19 protein-coding genes and 2 riboswitches are annotated in these 20,006 nt (G+C 66.1%); of the genes, 14 read left to right on the top strand and 5 right to left on the bottom strand.

Features of this window, described 5'->3' with window-relative positions; all coding sequences use genetic code 11:
* Nucleotides 1-52: 52 nt before the first annotated feature.
* The 3 genes from V4F39_RS26820 (at nt 53) to V4F39_RS26810 (ending at nt 1,906) form a co-directional block, all read left to right on the top strand.
* Entirely contained in the window at nt 53-1,126 is a 1,074-nt protein-coding gene (locus tag V4F39_RS26820) for an NAD(P)-dependent alcohol dehydrogenase (protein WP_332293312.1), read from the top strand.
* Between the two features lie 105 nt (nt 1,127-1,231).
* A complete protein-coding gene (locus V4F39_RS26815; protein WP_332293311.1) occupies nt 1,232-1,654 on the top strand; it encodes a VOC family protein in 423 nt (140 codons plus the stop codon).
* Nucleotides 1,655-1,729: 75 nt separating this feature from the next.
* The gene (locus V4F39_RS26810) at nt 1,730-1,906 is read left to right on the top strand and encodes a hypothetical protein (protein WP_332293310.1); all 177 of its coding nucleotides are present in this window, start codon (nt 1,730-1,732) and stop codon (nt 1,904-1,906) included.
* Here the strand turns inward: V4F39_RS26810 and V4F39_RS26805 are convergent.
* A complete protein-coding gene (locus V4F39_RS26805; protein ID WP_332293309.1) occupies nt 1,896-2,096 on the bottom strand; it encodes a hypothetical protein in 201 nt (66 codons plus the stop codon). The genes V4F39_RS26810 and V4F39_RS26805 overlap by 11 nt on opposite strands.
* Before the next feature lie 124 nt (nt 2,097-2,220).
* Complete coding sequence (locus tag V4F39_RS26800; protein ID WP_332293308.1) at nt 2,221-3,222, bottom strand: LysR family transcriptional regulator; 1,002 nt, start codon at nt 3,220-3,222, stop codon at nt 2,221-2,223.
* Nucleotides 3,223-3,365: 143 nt separating this feature from the next.
* Between V4F39_RS26800 and V4F39_RS26795 the strand changes: the two genes are divergently transcribed.
* From V4F39_RS26795 to V4F39_RS26765, 7 genes are all read left to right on the top strand, one after another.
* Complete coding sequence (locus V4F39_RS26795; protein WP_332293307.1) at nt 3,366-4,553, top strand: muconate/chloromuconate family cycloisomerase; 1,188 nt, start codon at nt 3,366-3,368, stop codon at nt 4,551-4,553.
* Between the two features lie 67 nt (nt 4,554-4,620).
* Nucleotides 4,621-5,556 carry a catechol 1,2-dioxygenase gene (catA, locus tag V4F39_RS26790; RefSeq protein WP_332293306.1) on the top strand — a complete coding sequence of 312 codons (936 nt, stop codon included), beginning with the start codon at nt 4,621-4,623 and terminating at the stop codon, nt 5,554-5,556.
* A gap of 114 nt (nt 5,557-5,670) precedes the next feature.
* Nucleotides 5,671-7,035 carry a Rieske 2Fe-2S domain-containing protein gene (locus V4F39_RS26785; protein WP_332293305.1) on the top strand — a complete coding sequence of 455 codons (1,365 nt, stop codon included), beginning with the start codon at nt 5,671-5,673 and terminating at the stop codon, nt 7,033-7,035.
* Complete coding sequence (gene benB, locus V4F39_RS26780; protein WP_332293304.1) at nt 7,032-7,523, top strand: benzoate 1,2-dioxygenase small subunit; 492 nt, start codon at nt 7,032-7,034, stop codon at nt 7,521-7,523. The genes V4F39_RS26785 and benB overlap by 4 nt, the downstream gene beginning before the upstream one ends.
* Before the next feature lie 19 nt (nt 7,524-7,542).
* Entirely contained in the window at nt 7,543-8,562 is a 1,020-nt protein-coding gene (benC, locus tag V4F39_RS26775; RefSeq protein ID WP_332293303.1) for a benzoate 1,2-dioxygenase electron transfer component BenC, read from the top strand.
* Nucleotides 8,559-9,353, top strand: coding sequence for a benzoate diol dehydrogenase BenD (benD, locus tag V4F39_RS26770; RefSeq protein WP_332293302.1), 795 nt, complete (start codon nt 8,559-8,561; stop codon nt 9,351-9,353). The genes benC and benD overlap by 4 nt, the downstream gene beginning before the upstream one ends.
* Before the next feature lie 24 nt (nt 9,354-9,377).
* Nucleotides 9,378-10,739, top strand: a complete 1,362-nt coding sequence (locus V4F39_RS26765) for an MFS transporter (RefSeq protein ID WP_332293301.1) — start codon at nt 9,378-9,380, stop codon at nt 10,737-10,739.
* A 34-nt stretch (nt 10,740-10,773) separates the two neighbouring features.
* Here V4F39_RS26765 and V4F39_RS26760 read toward each other — a convergent pair whose 3' ends face one another.
* A complete protein-coding gene (locus V4F39_RS26760; protein ID WP_332293300.1) occupies nt 10,774-13,014 on the bottom strand; it encodes a penicillin-binding protein 1A in 2,241 nt (746 codons plus the stop codon).
* Nucleotides 13,015-13,104: 90 nt separating this feature from the next.
* Nucleotides 13,105-13,719, bottom strand: coding sequence for a trimeric intracellular cation channel family protein (locus tag V4F39_RS26755; RefSeq protein ID WP_332293299.1), 615 nt, complete (start codon nt 13,717-13,719; stop codon nt 13,105-13,107).
* Between the two features lie 118 nt (nt 13,720-13,837).
* Nucleotides 13,838-13,928: riboswitch (glycine riboswitch) on the bottom strand.
* 7 nt (nt 13,929-13,935) lie between these two features.
* Nucleotides 13,936-14,024, bottom strand: a riboswitch (glycine riboswitch).
* A gap of 288 nt (nt 14,025-14,312) precedes the next feature.
* Here V4F39_RS26755 and V4F39_RS26750 point away from each other — a divergent pair.
* The 3 genes from V4F39_RS26750 to V4F39_RS26740 all read left to right on the top strand — a co-directional run bounded on the left by V4F39_RS26750 (nt 14,313) and on the right by V4F39_RS26740 (nt 18,024).
* Nucleotides 14,313-15,185: an alpha/beta hydrolase gene (locus V4F39_RS26750; RefSeq protein WP_332293298.1), complete on the top strand. Its 873-nt coding sequence runs from the start codon at nt 14,313-14,315 to the stop codon at nt 15,183-15,185.
* Between the two features lie 40 nt (nt 15,186-15,225).
* Nucleotides 15,226-16,065, top strand: coding sequence for a tryptophan 2,3-dioxygenase (gene kynA, locus V4F39_RS26745; protein ID WP_332293297.1), 840 nt, complete (start codon nt 15,226-15,228; stop codon nt 16,063-16,065).
* 135 nt (nt 16,066-16,200) lie between these two features.
* Nucleotides 16,201-18,024 carry an ATP-dependent nuclease gene (locus V4F39_RS26740; RefSeq protein WP_332293296.1) on the top strand — a complete coding sequence of 608 codons (1,824 nt, stop codon included), beginning with the start codon at nt 16,201-16,203 and terminating at the stop codon, nt 18,022-18,024.
* 25 nt (nt 18,025-18,049) lie between these two features.
* On the opposite strand, the gene V4F39_RS26735 is transcribed toward V4F39_RS26740, so the two are convergent.
* The gene (locus V4F39_RS26735; RefSeq protein WP_332293295.1) at nt 18,050-18,841 is read right to left on the bottom strand and encodes an SDR family NAD(P)-dependent oxidoreductase; all 792 of its coding nucleotides are present in this window, start codon (nt 18,839-18,841) and stop codon (nt 18,050-18,052) included.
* Nucleotides 18,842-18,963: 122 nt separating this feature from the next.
* Between V4F39_RS26735 and V4F39_RS26730 the strand changes: the two genes are divergently transcribed.
* On the top strand, nt 18,964-19,971 hold the full coding sequence (locus V4F39_RS26730; protein ID WP_332293294.1) for a DUF3616 domain-containing protein: 1,008 nt from the start codon (nt 18,964-18,966) through the stop codon (nt 19,969-19,971).
* Nucleotides 19,972-20,006 lie beyond the last annotated feature (35 nt).

Here is a 20,006-nt window from a genome sequence, read left to right as displayed (position 1 = left end):
CTAAGCTGAAAAACGTTCCCTCGATGTTCCCTCAATTGCCAGGAGGCCCGTGATGCCGAAGATGAAAGCCGCCGTGTTTGTCGAACCCGGCCGCATCGTGCTCGAGGACAAGCCCGTGCCCGACGTCGGCCCGCTCGACGCGCTGATCCGCGTAAGCACCACCACCATCTGCGGCACCGACGTGCACATCCTCAAGGGCGAGTACCCCGTCGAGCGCGGGCTCACCGTCGGGCACGAGCCCGTCGGGGTGATCGAGAAGCTCGGTGCCGCCGTCAAGGGCTACCGCGAGGGCCAGCGCGTGATCGCCGGCGCCATCACGCCCAGCGGCTGGAGCAACGCCTGCCTGTGCGGCTGCGGCTCTCAGGACGGCGCCGGAACTACGCACGGCTGGAAGCCCCTGGGCGGCTGGCGCTTCGGCAACACGATCGACGGCGCGCAGGCCGAGTACCTGCTCGTGCCTGACGCGATGGCCAACCTCGCGCCCGTGCCGGATGCGTTGACCGACGAGCAGGTGCTGATGTGCCCCGACATCATGTCCACCGGCTTCGCGGGCGCCGAGAGCGCGGGCATCCGCATCGGCGACAGCGTCGCGGTGTTCGCGCAGGGCCCCATCGGGTTGTGCGCCACGCTGGGCGCCAAGCTGAGCGGCGCGACGCTCGTGATCGGCGTCGACCGCGTGCCCGCCCGGCTGGAGATGGCGCGCCGCATGGGCGCCGACGTGGTGATCGACGCGAGCAAGTCGGACCCCGTCGACGAGATCCTCAAGCTCACCGGCGGGCGCGGCGTCGACGCGTCGATCGAGGCGCTGGGCACGCAGGGCACGTTCGAGGCGGCGCTGCGCGTGCTGCGGCCGGGCGGCACCCTGTCGAGCCTGGGCGTGTATTCCACCGACCTCAAGATCCCGCTCGGCGCCTTTGCCGCGGGCCTTGGCGACCACAAGATCGTGACCTCGCTGTGCCCCGGCGGCAAGGAGCGCATGCGCAGGCTGATGACGGTCATCGAGGCCGGGCGGGCCGACCTGGGCGCCCTGGTCACGCACCGCTTCAAGCTGGATGACATCGAGGCGGCCTACGAGTTGTTCTCGCACCAGCGCGACGGGGTGCTCAAGGTGGCGATCACGCCCTGACGGCGCGGCGCAGCAAGCGGCCAAGAGCCTTTTCACGCGAGGGAATCGCTGCGCTTCGGTCTGGCAACATCGGCGTTCCCAGGTTGCCCACGCTCCCCAGACGCCATGGCTGTTCTCTCCCCCTTCCATCTCGCCTTCCCGGTCCACGACCTCGCCGCCGCGCGCCGCTTCTACGGCGAGCTGCTCGGCTGCCCCGAAGGGCGCAGCTCCGAAGCCTGGGTCGACTTCGACCTGCACGGCCACCAGATCGTCGCCCACCTGTCGCCGCACGAATGCAGCGCCGTGGCCACCAGCGCGGTGGACGGCGATGCCGTGCCGGTGCGCCACTTCGGCGTGGTGCTGCCGATGGCCGACTGGCAGGCGCTGGCCGATCGGCTCACCGCGGCCGGCACCTGCTTCGTGATCGAGCCGCACGTGCGCTTCAAGGGCGAGGTGGGCGAGCAGGCCACGATGTTCTTCCTCGACCCGTCGGGCAACGCACTCGAGTTCAAGGCCTTCGCCGACATCGGCCAGCTGTTCGCCAAATGAGCGGCGGGCCGGTCCGCGTCGATGCCCGCCGCGCGCAGGTGCGCCAGCGTCAGCGCCTGCGCGCTCGATGCCAGGATGCCCACCGTGCGCCCGGGCGGCAGCAGCGACTGCACCCACGGCACCTGCAGCAGGCTCGAGGTGACCACCGGCACCGGGCAGCGCGCCCATCGCATCGGCCGGGCGCACGCCGCGCACCACACGGTACTGCACCGCGAACGGCCAGGCCGCCGCATGCCGGGCATCACTCGGTGAAACAGTTGCAGCCGGCCAGCTCGGGCGGCACGTCCTTGCCGAGCTGCTTTATCTTCTTGCGGCTGATGAGCGGCAGGTCGTCGCCCTGGCCCGGCTTGATCATCTCCGTCTCGGCGCCGACACCGACCGCGTCGTGTACACCACCGAAGGCGCCGCGCCGCACGCGCTGGCCTTCGTCGGCGCGGTGCACTACCGCAGCGCGCCGCTCTGTTCTGTACCTATCCCGCAGCGGTCGCCAAGACGGCTTTGGCTCGGCTCACCTTGGCCAGGATCTCGGTGGCCATCCGCACTTTTCCAGCCCGGGCCAACAAGTTCTATAACTTCACGCGCACCGCACTGGATTTCAAGTCAGCACCTTCGTCGACAGGTCCTGACGCTTCGGTGGCGGCCGGGTTGGACGGAAAGGCGTTGGTCTGGAAGTCCAGCCACGGGGGGTTCTGCGCGTACATCTCGGCGATCAACTGCTTGATGGCCGCGAGGTACCAGGAGTCGTCATTCAGCCGGTGGCTGAGGATGATGGGAGAAGTGGCGTTGTCGTCCGCGATCAGCCTATACACGAGATCCGAACGCAGGCGCGCGGCGGCCGGCACGATGCACAAGCCCACCTCCGCAGCCACCAGGCCGAGCGCGGCATGCAGTTCCCGCACTTCGTGGACTTCGGTCGGCTTCACGCCCTGTTCGTGCAGCAGGCCGACCACATGGTCCGCAAAGCTGGGGCGCGGCTCCTTGGGGAACACGACCAGCTTAGGCTGATCGAGATCCTTCAGGTTCACCGGGCCTGTGTCCGCCGCCAAGGGCCAGCCAGGCGGGATGGCCAGCACCAGCCGCTCCTCGCGCAGCACGGTGCGCGCCACCGAGGTGTCGTTGCTCCTGATGCGTCCGAACCCCAGGTCGATTCGGCCGGACTTGAGTTCGCTGATCTGCTGGATAGACCCCAAGTCGACCAGGTGGACGTCGGTGTCGGGATAGCGCTGGCGGAAGGTCCGGACCAGCATCGGCAGCCCGCCATACAGGGTCGAAGGAACGTAGCCGATCGAGATGGACTGCCTATGGTTGCGGCCTGCCTGCCGCGCCGTGTTCTTCATCTGGTCGACCCGATGCAGCACCTGCAAGGACTGTTCGTAGAACAGCCTGCCCGCCTCGGTCAGGCGCACCGGGCGTGTATTCCGCTGAATGAGCTGAACTTCCAGTTCCTCTTCCAGCATCTGGATCTGACGACTCAGCGGCGGTTGAGCAATGTGCATCTGCTCCGCCGCACGCGTGAAGTTCCTGGTTGTGGCTACCGCCACGAAATAACGGAGTTGACGCAGGTCCATAAGGGAAAACCATGCCTTCCACCGCAGATTAAGCGCTAAGTGCTTGTTTTACCGGGGAAAACAAGCGAAGCATACCTACAGGGTATTGCATCAGATGAATTCGGTGTTGGCTCGCAATCCGCTGCAGTCGTTCAATACGACCCATGCAACATATTGCCTACCAACAAGCCGGCACCGGCGCCGTCGTCATCGATCGCGTCGAGACGATGCTGGTCGATTTGCCGACGATCCGTCCGCACAAGCTCTCGATGGCCGTCATGAACGGCCAGACGTTGATGCTCGTGCGCATCCGCTGTTCGGACGGCACGGTGGGTATCGGCGAAGGCACGACGATCGGCGGCCTTGCCTACGGTGCCGAGTCCCCTGAGGGGATGAAGCTGGCCATCGACACCTACTTCGCGCCGCAGCTCGTGGGTGCGGATGCGAACCGGGTGCCCGCGCTGATGGGCCGCCTGAACAACGCCATCCGCGACAACCGTTTCGCCAAGTGCGCTGTCGAAACCGCGCTGTTCGACGCGCTGGGGCATCGCACCGGCCTACCTGTTTCCGAGCTGCTGGGTGGCCGGTTGCGTGATCGGCTGCCCGTCGCCTGGACCCTGGCTTCCGGCGATACCGGCCGCGACATCGAAGAAGCGCAGCGCATGCTGCAACTGCGCCGACACCAGATTTTCAAGCTCAAGATCGGCCGCCGTGCCGTGCGTGAAGACGTGGCGCACGTCGCCGCCATCAAGAAGGCGCTGGGCGACCTCGCCTCGGTGCGCGTCGATGTGAACATGGCCTGGAGCGAACTGGAAGCCCAACACGGGCTGGCCGGACTGGTGGACGCCGGCTGTGAGCTGGTCGAGCAACCGGTAGCCCGTGCCGACGCGCTTGCGCGGCTCACAGGCAAGTACCCGATCGCGGTGATGGCCGACGAGTCCCTCGTGGGACCGGAGAGCGCCTTCGCGTTGGCCCGTGCGGCGGGCGCCAACGTGTTCGCCATCAAGACCGAACAGTCTGGCGGCCTGCAGGCCGCCCAGCGCGTGGCGGCCATTGCGGATGCGGCGCGCATCGAGTTGTACGGCGGCACGATGCTGGAAGGGGCGGTCGGCACGATCGCTTCGGCCCATGCGTTCTCGACCTTCCGCGAATTGCGTTGGGGCACCGAGCTGTTCGGCCCGCTGCTGCTGACCGAGGAAATCCTGGCCCAGCCGCTCGACTACCGGGACTTCCACCTGACCGTGCCGGCCTTGCCCGGCCTGGGCATCACGCTGGACGAGGACCGTGTCCAGCATTTCCGCCGTGACCGCACCCGCACGACTGTCGGGCCGGTCGCGACTTCACTGAGCTGACGGGGGCCACGCCGCCGTGCGACCCGCAGAGATTCACTTCCAGCCAAGCCACCCTACGGAGACAGCCATGAGCGTTCACATCTTCAATACCACCGAAGTGCAGGACTTCCTGCGCCTGGCCAGCGGCCTGGACCAGGAGGGGGGTAGTCCCCGGATCAAGACGATCGTCCACCGGATCTTGACCGACCTGTTCAAGGCCATCGAAGACCTGGACATCACCTCCGACGAGTACTGGGCCGGCATCGCCTACTTCAACCAACTCGGCGCGCGCAGCGAGGCCGGCCTGCTGTCGCCGGGCCTGGGCCTGGACCGGTACTTCGACATGCGTATGGATGCACAGGACGCGGCACTGGGTATCGAGAACGGTACGCCGCGCACCATCGAAGGTCCGCTGTATGTGGCGGGCGCGCCGGTGGAGCAGGGCTTCGCGCGGCTGGACGACGGCAGCGACAAGGCCGGCCACCTCCTCGTCATGCACGGCACGGTCTATGGCGCCAACGGCGAACCGGTACCCGATGCCAAGGTCGAGGTGTGGCATGCCAACACCAAGGGCTTCTACTCGCACTTCGACCCCACGGGTGAACAACAGCCGTTCAACATGCGCCGCACCATCGTGACCGACGCACAGGGCCGCTACAAGTTCCAGAGCATCGTGCCCGTCGGCTACGGCTGCCCGCCCGATGGCCCGACGCAGGCGCTGCTCAACCAGCTGGGCCGCCACGGCAACCGCCCGGCGCACATCCACTTCTTCGTGACCGCCGAAGGGCACCGCAAGCTGACCACGCAGATCAACATCGACGGCGACCCGTTGGTGTACGACGACTTCGCCTACGCCACGCGCGAAGGGCTGGTGCCGCCACTGGTCGAGCGCACGGACGCGGCCAGCATCCAGGCCCATGGGCTGAGCGGGCCGTTCGCGGAGATTGTGTTCGACATCCGGCTGAGCGCCCTGGTCAACGGCGTCGACAACCAGATCGTCGACCGGCCACGCCTGGCCGCCTGAGCGCCCGCGTGCTGCAGCGCAGGCCGCCGCAGCCCTGGTCAGCCCGTCATCCCGCTGGTTCCATACCGCGACTTGCGTCGTGGGGGATGACCTCACCCTGAAGGGAACATCACCATGAACACGACCGCAACCACCGACAAGTATGGCGACGTCGAACAACTGCTGGACAGCGCCTTGCAAGACGACAAGGCCGCCGGGGTCTTCCGCTGCCGCCGCGACATCTTCACCGACCCTGCGCTGTTCGAGCTGGAGATGAAGCACATCTTCGAGAGCAACTGGGTCTACCTGGCGCACGAGAGCCAGATCCCCGAGATCAACGACTACTTCACCACCACCATCGGCCGCCAGCCCATCGTCATCACGCGCAGCAAGGACGGCAAGCTCAACGCGGTGATCAACGCCTGTGCCCACCGCGGCGCCATGCTGTGCCGCAAGAAGCACGGCAACAAGGGCAGCTTCACCTGCCCGTTCCACGGCTGGACGTTCAACAACGGCGGCAAGCTGCTCAAGGTCAAGGACGAGAAGACCTCCGAGTACCCCATCCAGTTCAACAAGGAAGGCTCGCACGACCTGAAGAAGGTGGCGCGCTTCGAGAGCTACAAGGGCTTCCTGTTCGGCAGCCTCAATGCCGACGTGCAGTCGCTCGACGAGTACCTGGGCGAAACCAAGGTCATCATCGACCAGATCGTCGACCAGGCACCCGACGGGCTGGAGGTGCTGCGTGGCAACTCCACCTACACCTACGACGGCAACTGGAAGCTGCAGATGGAGAACGGCAGCGACGGCTACCACGTCAGCTCCGTGCACTGGAACTACGCCGCCACGATGGGCCGCCGCGCCGCCGGCGGGACCAAGGCCGTGGACGCCGCCGGCTGGAGCAAGAGCGTGGGCGGTGTCTACGGCTTCGAGAACGGCCACATCCTCCTGTGGACCAAGACGATGAACCCCGAGGTGCGCCCGGTCTACAGCCGCCGCGATGAGCTGAAGGAGCGACTGGGCGAAAGCAAGGCCGAGTTCATCGTCAGCCAGACGCGCAACCTGTGCCTGTACCCCAACGTCTACCTGATGGACCAGTTCTCCACGCAGATCCGCGTGACGCGGCCCATCAGCGTGGACAAGACCGAGATCACCATCTACTGCTTCGCGCCCAAGGGCGAGAGCGCGGAAGACCGTGCCGTGCGCATCCGCCAGTACGAGGACTTCTTCAACGTGTCCGGCATGGGCACGGCCGACGATCTGGAGGAGTTCCGTTCCTGCCAGACCGGTTACGCCGGCAAGGCAGCGCCCTGGAACGACCTGAGCCGTGGCGCGCCGCTGTGGATCGAAGGGCCTGACGAGAACGCCAGGAAGATGGGCATGAAGCCCCTGATCAGCGGCGAGCGCAGTGAAGACGAAGGCCTGTTCGTCTGCCAGCACGACTACTGGGCCAAGGCCATGCGCAAGGGTGTGCAGCAGGAACGCAAAGGAGAGCAGGCATGAGCACCAACCACGACGCCATCTGCGCCTTCCTGTACCGCGAAGTACGCCACCTGGACGACCGCGAGTTCGAGCAATGGCTCCAGCTCTATGCGCTCGATGCCGAGTACTGGATGCCGGCCTGGGACGACGACGACCAGCTCACCGACGACCCGCACAGCCAGATCTCGCTCATCTACTACCCCAACCGCAATGGGCTGGAAGACCGCGTTTTCCGCATCAAGACCGAGCGCTCCAGCGCGTCCATGCCCGAGCCGCGTACCAACCACATGCTGACCAATGTGGAAGTGCTGGCCGAGCGCAGCGACGAGGTGGACGTCCGCTACAACTTCCACACGCTGAGCCACCGCTACAAGAAGACCGACCACTACTTCGGCACCGTCTTCGCCACGCTGCGCAAGGGCGGTGACGCGGGCTACCTGTTCGCCCGCAAGAAGGTCGTCCTCAAGGACGACTACATCAGCCAGGTCGTCGACATCTACCACCTCTGAGATTTGGGGGAGACACACGATGAACAAGTACCGCATCGCCCTGAACTTCGAAGACGGCGTGACCCGCTTCGTCGACTGCGGCGCCAACGAGAAGGTGCTGGACGCGGCCTTCCGCAACCGCATCAACCTGCCGATGGATTGCTCCGACGGCGTGTGCGGCACCTGCAAGTGCCGCGCAGAGGCCGGCCGCTACGACCTCGGCGACGACTACATCGAAGACGCGCTGACACAGGACGAGGCCGACGAAGGCCTGGTGCTGACCTGCCAGATGATCCCCAAGTCGGACTGCGTGATCTCGGTCCCCGTGCCGTCGACAGCCTGCAAGACCGGCACCGCGCACTTCGCGGCCGCGGTCGGTGAGGTGACGGCGTTCGCCGACGCGGCCTACGAGCTGGTGCTGGATGTTCCGGCGGAGGCCCCCGTGTTCCTGCCCGGCCAGTACGTGAACATCGACGTGCCGGGCAGCGGGCAGCACCGCTCCTACTCGTTCAGCTCCGCGCCGGGCAACAAGCGCATGACGTTCATGGTCAAGCAGGTGCCTGGTGGGCTGATGAGCAGCTGGCTCGGCGCTGCCACGGCCGGTCAGCCGCTGCAGATGACCGGCCCGTTGGGTAGCTTCTACCTGCGGGCCGTCACACGGCCGCTGCTGTTCCTGGCGGGCGGCACGGGGCTGGCACCGTTCCTGTCCATGCTGGAAGTGCTGGCAGAGCAAGGCACGCAGCAGCCCGTGCACCTGATCTACGGCGTCACGCGCGATCAGGATCTGGTGATGGTCGACCGGCTGGCGGCGTACGCCCGCCGCATTCCCGGCTTCACCTACGGCACCTGCGTGGCCGACCCGCAGACCACGCATCCGCAGCAGGGCTATGTGACCCAGCACATGCCTGCGCAAGCACTGCACGGCGGCAACGTCGATGTGTACCTGTGTGGCCCGCCGCCGATGGTGGACGCCGTGCAGAAGTACTTCAAGGCAGAGGCCATCACGCCTGCCAGCTTCCATTACGAGAAGTTCACGCCCAACCAGGCGGTGGCCACATGAGCACCGCACAACGCTTTCAGGACAAGGTCGTGCTGGTGACCGGCGCGGCCCAGGGCATCGGGCAAGGTGTGGCGCTGCGCATCGGGGCCGAAGGCGGCCAGGTGCTGGCCGTGGACCGCTCGGACATCGTTGACGAGGTGGTCGCACAGATCCGCGAGGCCGGTGGCGAAGCCGCTTCGGCGCACGCCGATCTCGAAACCTATGCCGGCGCGCAACACGCCGTGGCGCAATGCCTGGCGCAGTTCGGCCGCATCGACGTGCTGGTCAACAACGTGGGCGGCACCATCTGGGCCAAGCCCTACGAGCACTACGAAGAGCAGCAGATAGAGGCCGAGGTCCGTCGCTCGCTGTTCCCCACGCTGTGGTGCTGCCGTGCGGTGCTGCCGCACATGGTGGAGCGGCAGCGTGGTGTGATCGTCAACGTGTCGTCGGTGGCCACACGCGGCGTGCACCGCGCGCCGTACTCGGCGGCCAAGGGCGGCGTGAACGCGCTGACCGCGTCGCTGGCCATGGAACACGCCCGCAACGGCATCCGCATCAACGCCACGGCCCCCGGTGGCACCGACGCGCCACCGCGGCGCGTGCCGCGTAACCAGGCGCCAGCGAGCCAACCGACCGCCACCGAGACGGCCTGGTACCAGGGCGTCGTCGACCAGACCAAGAATTCCAGCTTGATGCACCGCTACGGGACGATAGCCGAGCAGGTGGCCCCGATCCTGTTCTTCGCGTCCGACGAGTCCTCGTACGTTACCGGCTCGGTGCTGGCAGTTGCCGGTGGCGACCTGGGCTGAGCAGACAAGTCCACGGAGACAAACATGAAGCACATCGACCTGCACAAGCTGGCGGACGAAGCCAGGTTCAACGGCTTCCATCGGGGCATCCTGCTCTGGTGCGCCCTGATCATCATCTTCGACGGCTACGACCTGGCCGTCGCCGGCATCGCCTTGCCGTCGATCATGAAGGAGATGGGCGTGAGCCCCACCAACGCGGGTTTCATGGTCAGTTCGGCGTTGTTCGGCATGATGTTCGGCGCCATCTTCCTTGGCACGATCGCCGACCGCATCGGCCGCCGCCGCGCGATCGCGATCTGCATCGCGCTGTTCAGCCTGTTCACCGCGGCGGCCGGACTCACGAGCGACCCGGTCACCTTCAGCGTCATGCGATTCCTGGCCGGGCTGGGCATCGGCGGCGTGATGCCGAACGTGGTCGCGCAGATGACGGAGTATTCGCCACGCAAGATCCGCAGCACCATGGTCACGCTGATGTTCAGCGGCTATGCAGTGGGCGGCATGCTGGCGGCCGTGGTGGGCAAGGGCTTGCTCGAACGCTACGGATGGCAGTCGGTGTTCCTGGCCGCCGGCCTGCCGGTGTTGCTGATCCCGGTAATCCTGAGGTCCGTGCCCGAGTCCATGCCCTTCCTGATCAAGACGGGGCAGAACGCCAGGTTGCAGACCATCGCCGGTCGGCTGGACCCGAGCTACCGTCCGCAGCCGGGTGACTCCTTCGACCTGGCGAAGCAGGACCGTGATGCGGGCGCGCCCATCGGAAAGCTGTTCCAGCACGGCCGGGGCTTCAGCACCATCATGTTCTGGATCGCCTTCTTCATGTGCCTGTTCATGGTCTACGCGCTCAGCTCCTGGCTCACCAAGCTGATGGCCGGTGCCGGCTATACGTTGGGCTCGGCGCTGACCTTCGTGCTGGTGCTGAACTTCGGCGGCATGTTCGGTGCCATCGGCGGCGGCTGGCTGGCTGACGGCTTCCACATCAAGTACGTGCTGGTGGGTATGTACTTGCTGGCAGCGGTGTCGATCACATTGCTTGGCTACCCCATGCCACAACCCGCCCTGTTCGTGCTGGTTGGCCTGGCAGGCGCGTCAACGATCGGCACGCAGATCGTGACCTACGCCTACGTGGGCCAGTACTATCCGATGGCGATGCGCTCCACCGGCATCGGGTGGGCCTCGGGCGTCGGGCGCAGCGGTGCCATCCTCGCACCCATCATGATTGGCAGCTTGGTGGCAATGGGCTTGCCGCTGGAGAGCAACTTCCTAGCGATCGGCTTGCCGGCAGTGGTTGCAGCAGTTGCGGTGTGCTGCATCCAGCATGGGCGTTCTGCACAGGCGCACGGCGCAGCCACCTCCATGGCACCACTGGCCAGCGGTGTCGCCGGCAAGTGACAGAGCGTTCAGTGGCCATGCTGTGGTGCCAAGCTTAATCGACTAAATTGCCGTCGAACGCCCGCAGTGGCGTGGCGCACGCAAATTCGGGTCGAACGAACGGAGACTTGTTGTCGACGCAGGCTCCCTCCAGGTACTCGGCGTACACGAGATCGCCGTTCGAGATGGCCAAGCCCCTGGGTTTCTCTTGCTTCTGCGGGGGCCTGTCTCGCACCGCCACTTTCATGTAGCTTGTCCAGATTGGCAGTGCAAGCGTTCCACCCGTCGCCTGCCTCCCGAGGCTTCGCGGTTGGTCATACCCCACCCACACAACCGAGGCCACCCCACCAGCGTAGCCCGCAAACCACGCGTCGCGAGCGTCGTTGGAGGTGCCCGTCTTGCCAGCTATGTCTGGGCGGTTCAGCACCGCTGCGCGCCGGCCAGTGCCATGACGCACGGTGTCTCGCAACAAGCTGTCCATGACGTATGCGTTGCGCGGTGAGATCACTGCAACGCCAGGTTGGGGACGCGCTTTATAGAGGGTGTCCCCATGTCGCTCCGTCACCGAGCTGATGAGTATTGGCGGCACCCAGTGGCCGCTGTTAGCGAACACAGCGTAAGCCTGCGTGAGCTGAAGCGGCGTTGTAGAACCCGCACCCAAGGCAAGGGGAAGGCGCGAAGGGTTGCGCTCGGGAAGGAAGCCGAAACGCGTTGAAAACTCGCTGACGTAGCCTACGCCAGCAGCCTCCATCAAGTTGACTGCGACTAGATTCTTGGAGCGAACTAAGCCGCGACGCGCATCGATGAAGCCCTCGTAGTGGTTACCGTAGTTTCGCGGGCTCCAAGCCTTCCGTCCACGTACCTCCGGCGTGACCACACGCCGGGAATCGTCGACGGCGGTCCCGGGAAAGTAACCCTTTTCCAGAGCCGCCGAAAAGACGAACGGTTTGAAGGTTGAGCCGGGCTGCCTTTCGGCTTGCACAGCGTGGTCGAACCTGTTCCGCGCGAAATCGAACCCGCCCGTTAACGCGAGAATCTCTCCTGTCTTGACGTCCATGGAGACCAACGCCCCCTCCATTCCAGGAACCTCGGTCAGCCGCCATCCGCCATCGCCGCGCGCTGTCACACGAACGATGGCACCGGGCGCGATTTTTCGTTTTGTGAAGGTGGTTCCCAGTAGAGCGGCTCGTGCACTGGCATCAAGCGACCTTGTTTCCACGTGCACGTCGCTGCCGTCACGCAGGCGAGCGTGAATGCCACGTTGCGGCGACGCCCTCACCACTACCGCTGCGCGCAAATCTTTGCTATCCGGCCACGGTGCGAGCAGGCGACGCAGGGTGCCGGCATCTTCGTTGAGTGGCGGCAGTTCAATGTGCCCTTCCGGTCCGCCATAGCCTCGAGCTTCCTGCGCGCGAAGCAAGCCGGCACGCAGCTCCCGATTGGCCGCGCGTTGTGCCTCGGGGCTGATGGTTGTCACCACGTCCAGGCCGATGACGTAGGCGTCCTCCCCGAAGCGATCCACCATCAACTTCCGCGCCTGCTCCACGGCGAACGCCGCGTCTGCGTTCGCGCCTTCGGATTTGGGCCGAAGGACAAGATCCTCCGCAAGCGCCGCCTCAAGTTCAGCCGTGTCGAGGTGGCCGAGTTCGTGCATGCGCCGAAGGATGTAATGCTGGCGCGCCGTGGCGCGCTCCCGATTGGCCACAGGGTTGTAAGCTGACGGGGCCTTTGGCAGGCCAGCCAACATGGCAGCTTCAGCGACGGACAGTTGGTCCAGGGTCTTGTCAAAGTACACGGACGAGGCGGCGGCAAAGCCGTAGGCCCGTTCACCAAGGTAAACCTGATTCATGTACAACTCCAGCAACTTGTCCTTGCTGTACGTCGACTCAAGTTTGTACGCCAACATGATCTCCGTCAGCTTGCGCGAGTACGTCTTCACGCGGCTGAGAAAGAAGAGGCGAGCAACTTGCATTGTGATCGTGCTGCCGCCCTGCGCGTGCTCACCAGCGCGAAAGTTGCTGAGCATGGCGCGGGTGAGTCCGGTGAAGTCGACCGCCCCATGCTCATAGAAATTAGCGTCTTCGATTGCAAGCAGCGCCTGCTTTAATCGAGCCGGCATATCCTCGATGGCGACCAGTTCGCGGCGCTCCTGGCCGTACTCCGCCAACAGCGAACCGTCACGTGCGTAAATACGCATAGGCAGTGCCGGCTGGTAGTCGGCCAAAAGAAGAACGGAGGGCAATTGCGTCCATAGACCGTGCAACACGTAAGCGCTGCCTAGGCTGAAGCTGACCATGGCCCCAAGCAGAACGCCGGCAGCCGCTCGCAGGAACGGGCTGGACTTGAGACGAGAACGCAAGGCAGGGCAGTAGGGGTGCGACAACACTTACTCCCACCGTTGCTGGTACGAGAACGTGGGCAGCCTCCACCCTCTCCCTATCGCAAGCATTCGAAGCGTCAGACCCACCGCGAAGCTCGACACGGTACTGACCGTCTCGCCAAGACCGAGGGCATCGAGGCCCAAGAACAGGCAACACACAACAACCGACACGCTGGCATAGAGCTCGCGTTGGAACACCACGGGCACGTGGTTGCACAACACATCGCGCAGCACCCCGCCACAGATGCCGGTGATCATTCCCGACATGATGACCAGAGGTATTGAATAGCCCAGGCGCAACGCGACTTCACACCCGATCAGCGAAAACGCGACAAGTCCCATCGCGTCAACCACAAGAAACAAGCGCCGAAGCTTGTGCATGTGCCGAGCAATCAACGTGGTCAATAAGCCTGCGGCGATGACAAGACCGACGTACTCTGGATGCTGAGTCCAACCAATTGGAAAGCGGCCCAAGATCACGTCTCTGACCGTGCCGCCCCCCAGCGCAGTGACGAATGCGATGACAGCAACACCGAAAACGTCCATGTTTCGCCGGCCAGCGGCCAGGGCTCCGGACATGCCTTCGGCAACGATGGCGACGAGGTAGATGAACGTCAACATGCCTGCACCTGAAATGGTGACGAGCAAGGTGCGCCGCCAGAGGCGAGTGGAAAGAACAGCACAGGAAATCCAGACAGGGTCGCCCGCGCCTGACGCGCGGCCGAAAACGCCTCTCCCCCTGTCCTTTTACCTGAGAGTTTGAGCTGCCAATGCAGCTTGCCCCTTCGGTGGGCCTCGGAGCGCAGGTCACGCGCCGGGCCGCTCTCCAGTCGGCGATGTTCTGCTGCGGTCCTGCTACCTGAGCGATGATGGGAGCTTGCGCCTTCGGTGGAGGCGCTACGGCCCCGCTCTCCCGCAGAGAGCATCCATTGTAGGCTAGAGCGACAGCCGTGGACGTCGCTAGTGCAGCGCGCCGCTCCGTTCTGTACGTAACCCGCAGCGGTCGCCAAGGCGGCTTTGCCCTGTCCAGATGAACGGCTCGGGAGTGACGAACCGCGGATGGCGCTCCAGCCATTTCTTCGACCACCTCTCGCAGTCGCTGCTCAACGGCGCCTGCCGCAGCGGCAGCGACGCGGCGGCTACGATCACGAGGCACTGGTCAAGAAGTGCCGGCCCGTGAACCCTCCCGTACACCGCTACACAGAGCTTCCGACATGGCCCATTCGACCCTCTACCGCCAATTCGCCACCCAGCCCGAGATCGACGCCCAGTACAACACCAGCACCGGCGTCACCGACCCGGCCGCCGAGCTGCGGCACTACGTCGACCGCAGCCGCCTCGCGCGTGAGACGCTGCGCTGCACCCTCGACGTGCCCTTCGGCCCCACGCTGGCCGAAACGCTCGACATCTTCCCGGCCGCGCAGCCCGGCGCACCGGTGTTCGTCTTCATCCACGGCGGCTACTGGCGCGCGCTGTCGTCGAAGGAATTCAGCTGCGTCGCGCTCGGGCTGCAAGCCCTGGGCATCACCACCGTGGTGACGAACTACGAGCTGTGCCCCTACGTGTCGATGGACGAGGTGGTGCGGCAAACGCGCGCCGCGCTGGCCTGGGTGCTGCGCCACATCGGCGAACATGGCGGCGACCCCACGCGCGTGGCGATCGGCGGCCATTCGGCCGGCGGCCACCTCACCGCGATGAGCCTGCAGACGCGCTGGGCCGAGGATTACGGCCTGCCCACCGATCCCTTCGTGGGTGCGGTGCTGGTCAGCGGCCTGTTCGACCTGCAGCCGCTGCGCTACAGCTACCTGCAGCCGCTGATCCAGCTCGACGACGGCGTCATCCGCCGCAACTCGCCCGCCTTCAACGTACGGCCCTGCGCCACGCCGGCGCTCATCAGCTGGGGCGGCGCGGAGTCGCCCGAGTTCGAACGCCAGTCGCGGCTGTACGCCGAGGCGTGGCAGCGCGCCGGCAACCCCGGCGAGCTGCTTTCGCAGCCCGGCGCGCACCACTTCTCCGCGATCCACGGTTTCGAGGACCCGGCCAGCCCGCTGTGCCGCTGGATCGCCCAACGCCTCGGGGTGGCCTGACGCCCGAACAGGCCGGCCCGGGGCTCACCGCAGCACCACCATGCAAGACACCCAACGCATCGTCGCCGAGGAAGGCGCCCAGCTCGATTTCAGCCGCTCGATGAGCTACGGCGACTACCTGCAGCTCGACCGCATCCTGAATGCGCAGCAACCGCTGTCACCCGCGCACGACGAGATGCTCTTCATCGTGCAGCACCAGACCAGCGAGCTGTGGATGAAGCTGATGCTGCACGAGCTGCACGCGGCGTTGGGCTGCATCGCCGAGGAACGCATGGCGCCAGCCTTCAAGATGCTGGCGCGGGTGAGCCGCATCATGGAGCAGCTCGTCAGCGCCTGGACGGTGCTGGCAACGATGACGCCGCCCGAGTACACCGCCATGCGGCCTTACCTGGCGCAATCCAGCGGCTTCCAGAGCGCGCAGTACCGCTGCATCGAGTTCATGCTCGGCAACAAGAACGCCGCGATGCTCAAGCCGCACGCGCACCGGCCCGAGCTGCTGGCGATGGTGGAAGCGGCCTGGCAGGCGCCTTCGCTGTACGACGAGGCGCTGCGCCTGCTGGCCCGCCGCGGGCTGCCAGTGCCTGCCGGCCACCTCGACCGCGACTGGACGCAGCCCTACCAGGCGAGCGACGAGGTGGAGCAGGCCTGGCTCACGGTCTACCGCGACCCCGAGCATTACTGGGACCTGTACCAGCTCGGCGAGAAGCTCACCGACCTCGAAGACGCCTTCCGCCTCTGGCGCTTCCGCCACGTCACCACGGTCGAGCGTGTCATCGGCTTCAAGCGCGGCACCGGCGGCACCGGCGGCGTGAGCTACCTGCGCAAGATGCTCGACGTGGTGCTGTTCCCGGAGCTTTGGCGGCTGCGGACGGATTTGTAGGCTGGGCCCTGGCTCAACATCCGAGACAATCAGGCGCCGATGCCAGCGCCGACGTCTTCAGTGGCCTGCTGCTGGCTGGTTGCCACGGCGATCTCCGCCGACTTCTCGCCATCCGTTCGAACTGCAGACACAGCCATGCGTCTCCTGCACTACCTTGAGATCGAAAACTTCAAGCGCTTCGGCGAACGGCAGCGCATCGAACTGGACCACCCCGCAGTGCTCATCGGCCCCAACAACTGCGGCAAGACCAGTGCCATCCAGGCCCTGGCGTTGTGGGCGCAGGCTGTACGAACATGGTTCGACGTGCGCCGCGACTCGTCCGCCAAGGAGCGGACGGCCACCTCGCTGAACAGACTGAACATCGTCGCTGTGCCGGTACAGCGCACCCGCTTCTTCTGGCACAACACCAATGTGCGCAGAGGCAACAAGGACATCCCCCTGGTCATCACCGTAGGCGTGGAGTTCAGGGGGGACATTCGGGCGTTGCCCATGCGATTCCGCAACCAGGGCGACGAACTGGTGTATTGCACGCCCGATGCGGCCGTAGCTACCGACCTCGATCTGATCGCGCATGCCGCCGGCCTGAAGGTCGAACTCCTATACCCGATGTCCGGCCTCGATACCGAGGAACCGATCCTGCAGCCCGGCCGCGTGGACGTACTGCTTGGCCAGGGACGCACGGCGGACGTGCTGCGCAACCTGTGCCTTTCCGTCGTGAAGTCGTCTGCCGAAGACTGGCGCCGTATCGTGGCGCTGATGCGGCGCTTGTTTAACGTCGAGCTGGACACACCGCTCGAAACGGCGCGCGGCAGCATTGCTTTGCAGTACAGGCAGCCGGGCGTCAAGGAGATGCTTGACGTGTCGTCGGCCGGCCGTGGATTTCTGCAGATGCTGCTGGTGTTCGCGTACCTCTACTCTCACAAGCGCAGCGTGCTGCTGGTGGATGAGCCGGACGCCCACCTGGAGATACTCAGGCAAAAGCAGGTGTATGTGCTGCTGCGCGACATCGCCAGCGAGAACGGCTCGCAGGTTGTGATGGTGACGCACTCCGAAGTCATCCTGGACGAAGCGCTGGACAACAACTTGACGCTGCTCCTCGAAGGCCGCGCGGACGACCTGGCACAGAAGAAGGACATCCGGAATAGCCTTAAGCATTTCGGTGCCGAACACTACGTCAAAGCCCGAGAGCGGGGCTACGTTCTGTACGTAGAAGGCGGCACGGATGTGGACATGTTGCGGGCGCTCGCCGAGCGCTTGGGCCATCCAGTGGCAGCGCTCTGGGACGAGCGGATCAACTCGTTCTATGTGCAGAACAACTACCCTCTGCAGGATGTCGCAGCCGAGTTGGAACGTGTGGAAGGCGGCTTCGGCATCACACCGCGCGAACACTTCAATGGCTTGCGCAACTTGCTGCCGAACCTGAAAGGCCTGGCCATTCTCGACAACGATGGCCAAGCCCGCCAAGACAAGGACGAAGGCGCGCTGGCCATCCGCTACTGGAAACGTTACGAGGCTGAAAACTACTTCATCACCCCCGACCTGCTCCGGAGCTATGCAGCCGGTCAGTACCCCGCAGAGGATCTGTTCACGCAACAGGTACAGGGCGCCATCGACCAAGTACTGGCAGAAGTCATCGGCGAGTTGGTGTTCGATGGCAACCAGGACGACTTCCGCGCATGGCAAGGCCTGCCAGCAGACGCGGCACGCCTGGTCTGGGAAGCCAAGACCGAGCGCCGCAAGCTGAGCCTCGTTGCAGAGACGTTCTTCAGGCAACTGGTGCTTGTGCTGGGCGGCCCTATGCTGTTGAAGAAGGGCGAACTGCATCGTCTGGTGGTTCACGCACCACTTGCCAGCATCCCAGCGGAGGTCGGGCAAAAGCTGGACTTGCTGGCTCAGCTCTTCCTTGCCGGTGCCCCCGACGAAACACCCGGCAGGCTGGAGACGGAGAGCGAAGGCTGACGCTTGCCCCCGTTCGACCCGCGGGCTAGAGACTGTCCACCACCCCCCCGTCCACCCGCAGCGCCGCGCCCGTCGTGGCCGAGGCCTGCTTCGAACAGGCGTAGACGATCATGTTCGCCACTTCTTCCACCGTGGCCGCGCGCTGCAGGATGGACGAGGGCCGGTGCGCCTTCACGAAATCGGCGCCGGCCTCCTCCAGCGTCTTGCCGGTCTTCGCGGTTTCTTCCTTCAGCATCTCGGCCACGCCCTCGGACAGCGTGGGGCCGGGCAGCACCGAGTTGACCGTCACCCCCGTGCCCGCCATGCGCTTGGCCAGGCCGCGCGCGATGGACAACACGGCCGTCTTCGTGAAGCCGTAATGGATCATGTCGGCCGGGATGTTCAGCCCCGACTCCGACGACAGGAACACCACGCGGCCCCAGCCTTGTGCCGCCATGCCCGGCAGGTAGGCGCGCGACAGGCGCACGCCCGACATCACGTTGACCTCGAAGAAGCGCTGCCACTCGGCATCGGGCGTCTCGAAGAAGTCCTGCGGCCCGAAGATGCCGAGGTTGTTGACGAGGATGTCGCAGCGCGGATACGCCTGCACCAGCGCCTCGCAACCCTCGGCCGTGCCCAGGTCGCCCGCGAAGCCGGCCACGTCGGCGCCCGGCACCGCCTGCCGAATGGCGGCCAGCGCCTCGTCGACCGCGGGCTGCTTGCGCCCGTTGACGATGACGCGCGCACCCGTGCCGGCGAGCCCCTTGGCCGCTGCGAGCCCGATGCCGAGCGTGGAACCGGTGACGATGGCGGTCTTGCCGCGAAGGTCGATGTGCATGGCGCGTCCTCTCGTTCGATGAGGTGGGATGGAGGCGGGCACTCTATCCTTGACGCCTCCGACCTTGCGGCGCCCCGCCCGATCCCCCGGTCCGCTGCGGGTCCATCCCACTGCACATCGGCATGACACGAACCCGAACGCACCGCCTGGCCGCACGCTCCGCGGCGGCGCTCCTCACCTGCGCCGCCGGGCTCGCCGCGGCGGCTGGCCAGGCTGCCGCCACCTACCAAGGCCTCTGCGACGCCTCCGCCGCCGAGGCGCTCGACGCACGGCACTTCGCCGTGGCCGGGGACGAGGACAACACGCTGCGCGTGTTCCGCCGCGGCGAGCCGAAGGCCGTCGCGCAGTGGCCGATGGCCGGCTTCCTCGGCACGGGCAAGAAGGAGTCCGACATCGAAGGTGCGGCCGTCGTCGGCCGCCGCATCTACTGGATCGCTTCCCACGGCCGCAACAAGGACGGCAAGCCCCGGCCCGACCGCCACCGCTTCTTCGCCACCGACATCGTGGCGCCCCCGGCATCGGCCGCTTCCGCCCCGCCCTCACTGGTGCCGGCGGGCGCGCCCTACCTCGGCCTGCTCGACGACCTGCTGGCCGCGCCCGGCCTGCAGCGCTTCAAGCTCGCGGAGGCCGCACGCCTCGCCCCCGAAGCGCCGGGCGGCCTCAACATCGAGGGGCTGGCGGCGCGGCCCGGCGGCGGGCTGTGGATCGGCCTGCGCAACCCCATCCCCAACGGCCAGGCGCTGCTGGTGCCGCTGCTGAATCCCGACGACGTGCTGGCCGGCCGCCCCGCCCGCATCGGCGAGCCGCTGCTGCTGGGCCTGCGCCAGCGCGGCGTCCGCAGCATCGAGCGCGTGGGCGATGTGTACTGGATCGTCGCCGGCCCCACCGCCGACCGCGGCGCCTTCTCGCTCTACCGCTGGAGCGGCCAGCCTGGCGATGCGCCTGTGCTCGCCGACGGCAGCGCACTGGCCGGCCTGCGGCCGGAGGCGCTGTTCGCATGGCCCGACGGCCGGCTCCAGATCCTCAGCGACGACGGCGGCGTGGAAACCGCGGGCATCGCCTGCAAGGACCGGCCGGCCGCGCAGCAGGCCTTCCGCAGCGCCGAGCTGCCGCCGGCCGCCGCACGCTGAAAGCGCCGCGCCCCGCGCCGGCGTGCGCCGCCCTG

This window comes from Aquincola agrisoli (genome assembly GCF_036621135.1).
GTDB classification, from domain to species: domain Bacteria; phylum Pseudomonadota; class Gammaproteobacteria; order Burkholderiales; family Burkholderiaceae_C; genus Aquincola; species Aquincola agrisoli.
Note: the sequence above shows the minus strand (reverse complement) of the source record. Positions and strands in the feature narration are given on the sequence as shown.

What these genes read in the sequence shown, in the direction of transcription:
- V4F39_RS26820 (WP_332293312.1), top strand. Translation starts at nt 53, where the DNA reads ATGCCGAAGATGAAAGCCGCCGTGTTTGTCGAACCCGGCCGCATCGTG.
- V4F39_RS26815 (WP_332293311.1), top strand. Translation starts at nt 1,232, where the DNA reads ATGGCTGTTCTCTCCCCCTTCCATCTCGCCTTCCCGGTCCACGACCTC.
- V4F39_RS26810 (WP_332293310.1), top strand. Translation starts at nt 1,730, where the DNA reads ATGCCCACCGTGCGCCCGGGCGGCAGCAGCGACTGCACCCACGGCACC.
- V4F39_RS26800 (WP_332293308.1), bottom strand. Translation starts at nt 3,222, where the DNA reads ATGGACCTGCGTCAACTCCGTTATTTCGTGGCGGTAGCCACAACCAGG.
- V4F39_RS26795 (WP_332293307.1), top strand. Translation starts at nt 3,366, where the DNA reads ATGCAACATATTGCCTACCAACAAGCCGGCACCGGCGCCGTCGTCATC.
- catA (WP_332293306.1), top strand. Translation starts at nt 4,621, where the DNA reads ATGAGCGTTCACATCTTCAATACCACCGAAGTGCAGGACTTCCTGCGC.
- V4F39_RS26785 (WP_332293305.1), top strand. Translation starts at nt 5,671, where the DNA reads ATGAACACGACCGCAACCACCGACAAGTATGGCGACGTCGAACAACTG.
- benB (WP_332293304.1), top strand. Translation starts at nt 7,032, where the DNA reads ATGAGCACCAACCACGACGCCATCTGCGCCTTCCTGTACCGCGAAGTA.
- benC (WP_332293303.1), top strand. Translation starts at nt 7,543, where the DNA reads ATGAACAAGTACCGCATCGCCCTGAACTTCGAAGACGGCGTGACCCGC.
- benD (WP_332293302.1), top strand. Translation starts at nt 8,559, where the DNA reads ATGAGCACCGCACAACGCTTTCAGGACAAGGTCGTGCTGGTGACCGGC.
- V4F39_RS26765 (WP_332293301.1), top strand. Translation starts at nt 9,378, where the DNA reads ATGAAGCACATCGACCTGCACAAGCTGGCGGACGAAGCCAGGTTCAAC.
- V4F39_RS26760 (WP_332293300.1), bottom strand. Translation starts at nt 13,014, where the DNA reads ATGGTCAGCTTCAGCCTAGGCAGCGCTTACGTGTTGCACGGTCTATGG.
- V4F39_RS26755 (WP_332293299.1), bottom strand. Translation starts at nt 13,719, where the DNA reads ATGTTGACGTTCATCTACCTCGTCGCCATCGTTGCCGAAGGCATGTCC.
- V4F39_RS26750 (WP_332293298.1), top strand. Translation starts at nt 14,313, where the DNA reads ATGGCCCATTCGACCCTCTACCGCCAATTCGCCACCCAGCCCGAGATC.
- kynA (WP_332293297.1), top strand. Translation starts at nt 15,226, where the DNA reads ATGCAAGACACCCAACGCATCGTCGCCGAGGAAGGCGCCCAGCTCGAT.
- V4F39_RS26740 (WP_332293296.1), top strand. Translation starts at nt 16,201, where the DNA reads ATGCGTCTCCTGCACTACCTTGAGATCGAAAACTTCAAGCGCTTCGGC.
- V4F39_RS26735 (WP_332293295.1), bottom strand. Translation starts at nt 18,841, where the DNA reads ATGCACATCGACCTTCGCGGCAAGACCGCCATCGTCACCGGTTCCACG.
- V4F39_RS26730 (WP_332293294.1), top strand. Translation starts at nt 18,964, where the DNA reads ATGACACGAACCCGAACGCACCGCCTGGCCGCACGCTCCGCGGCGGCG.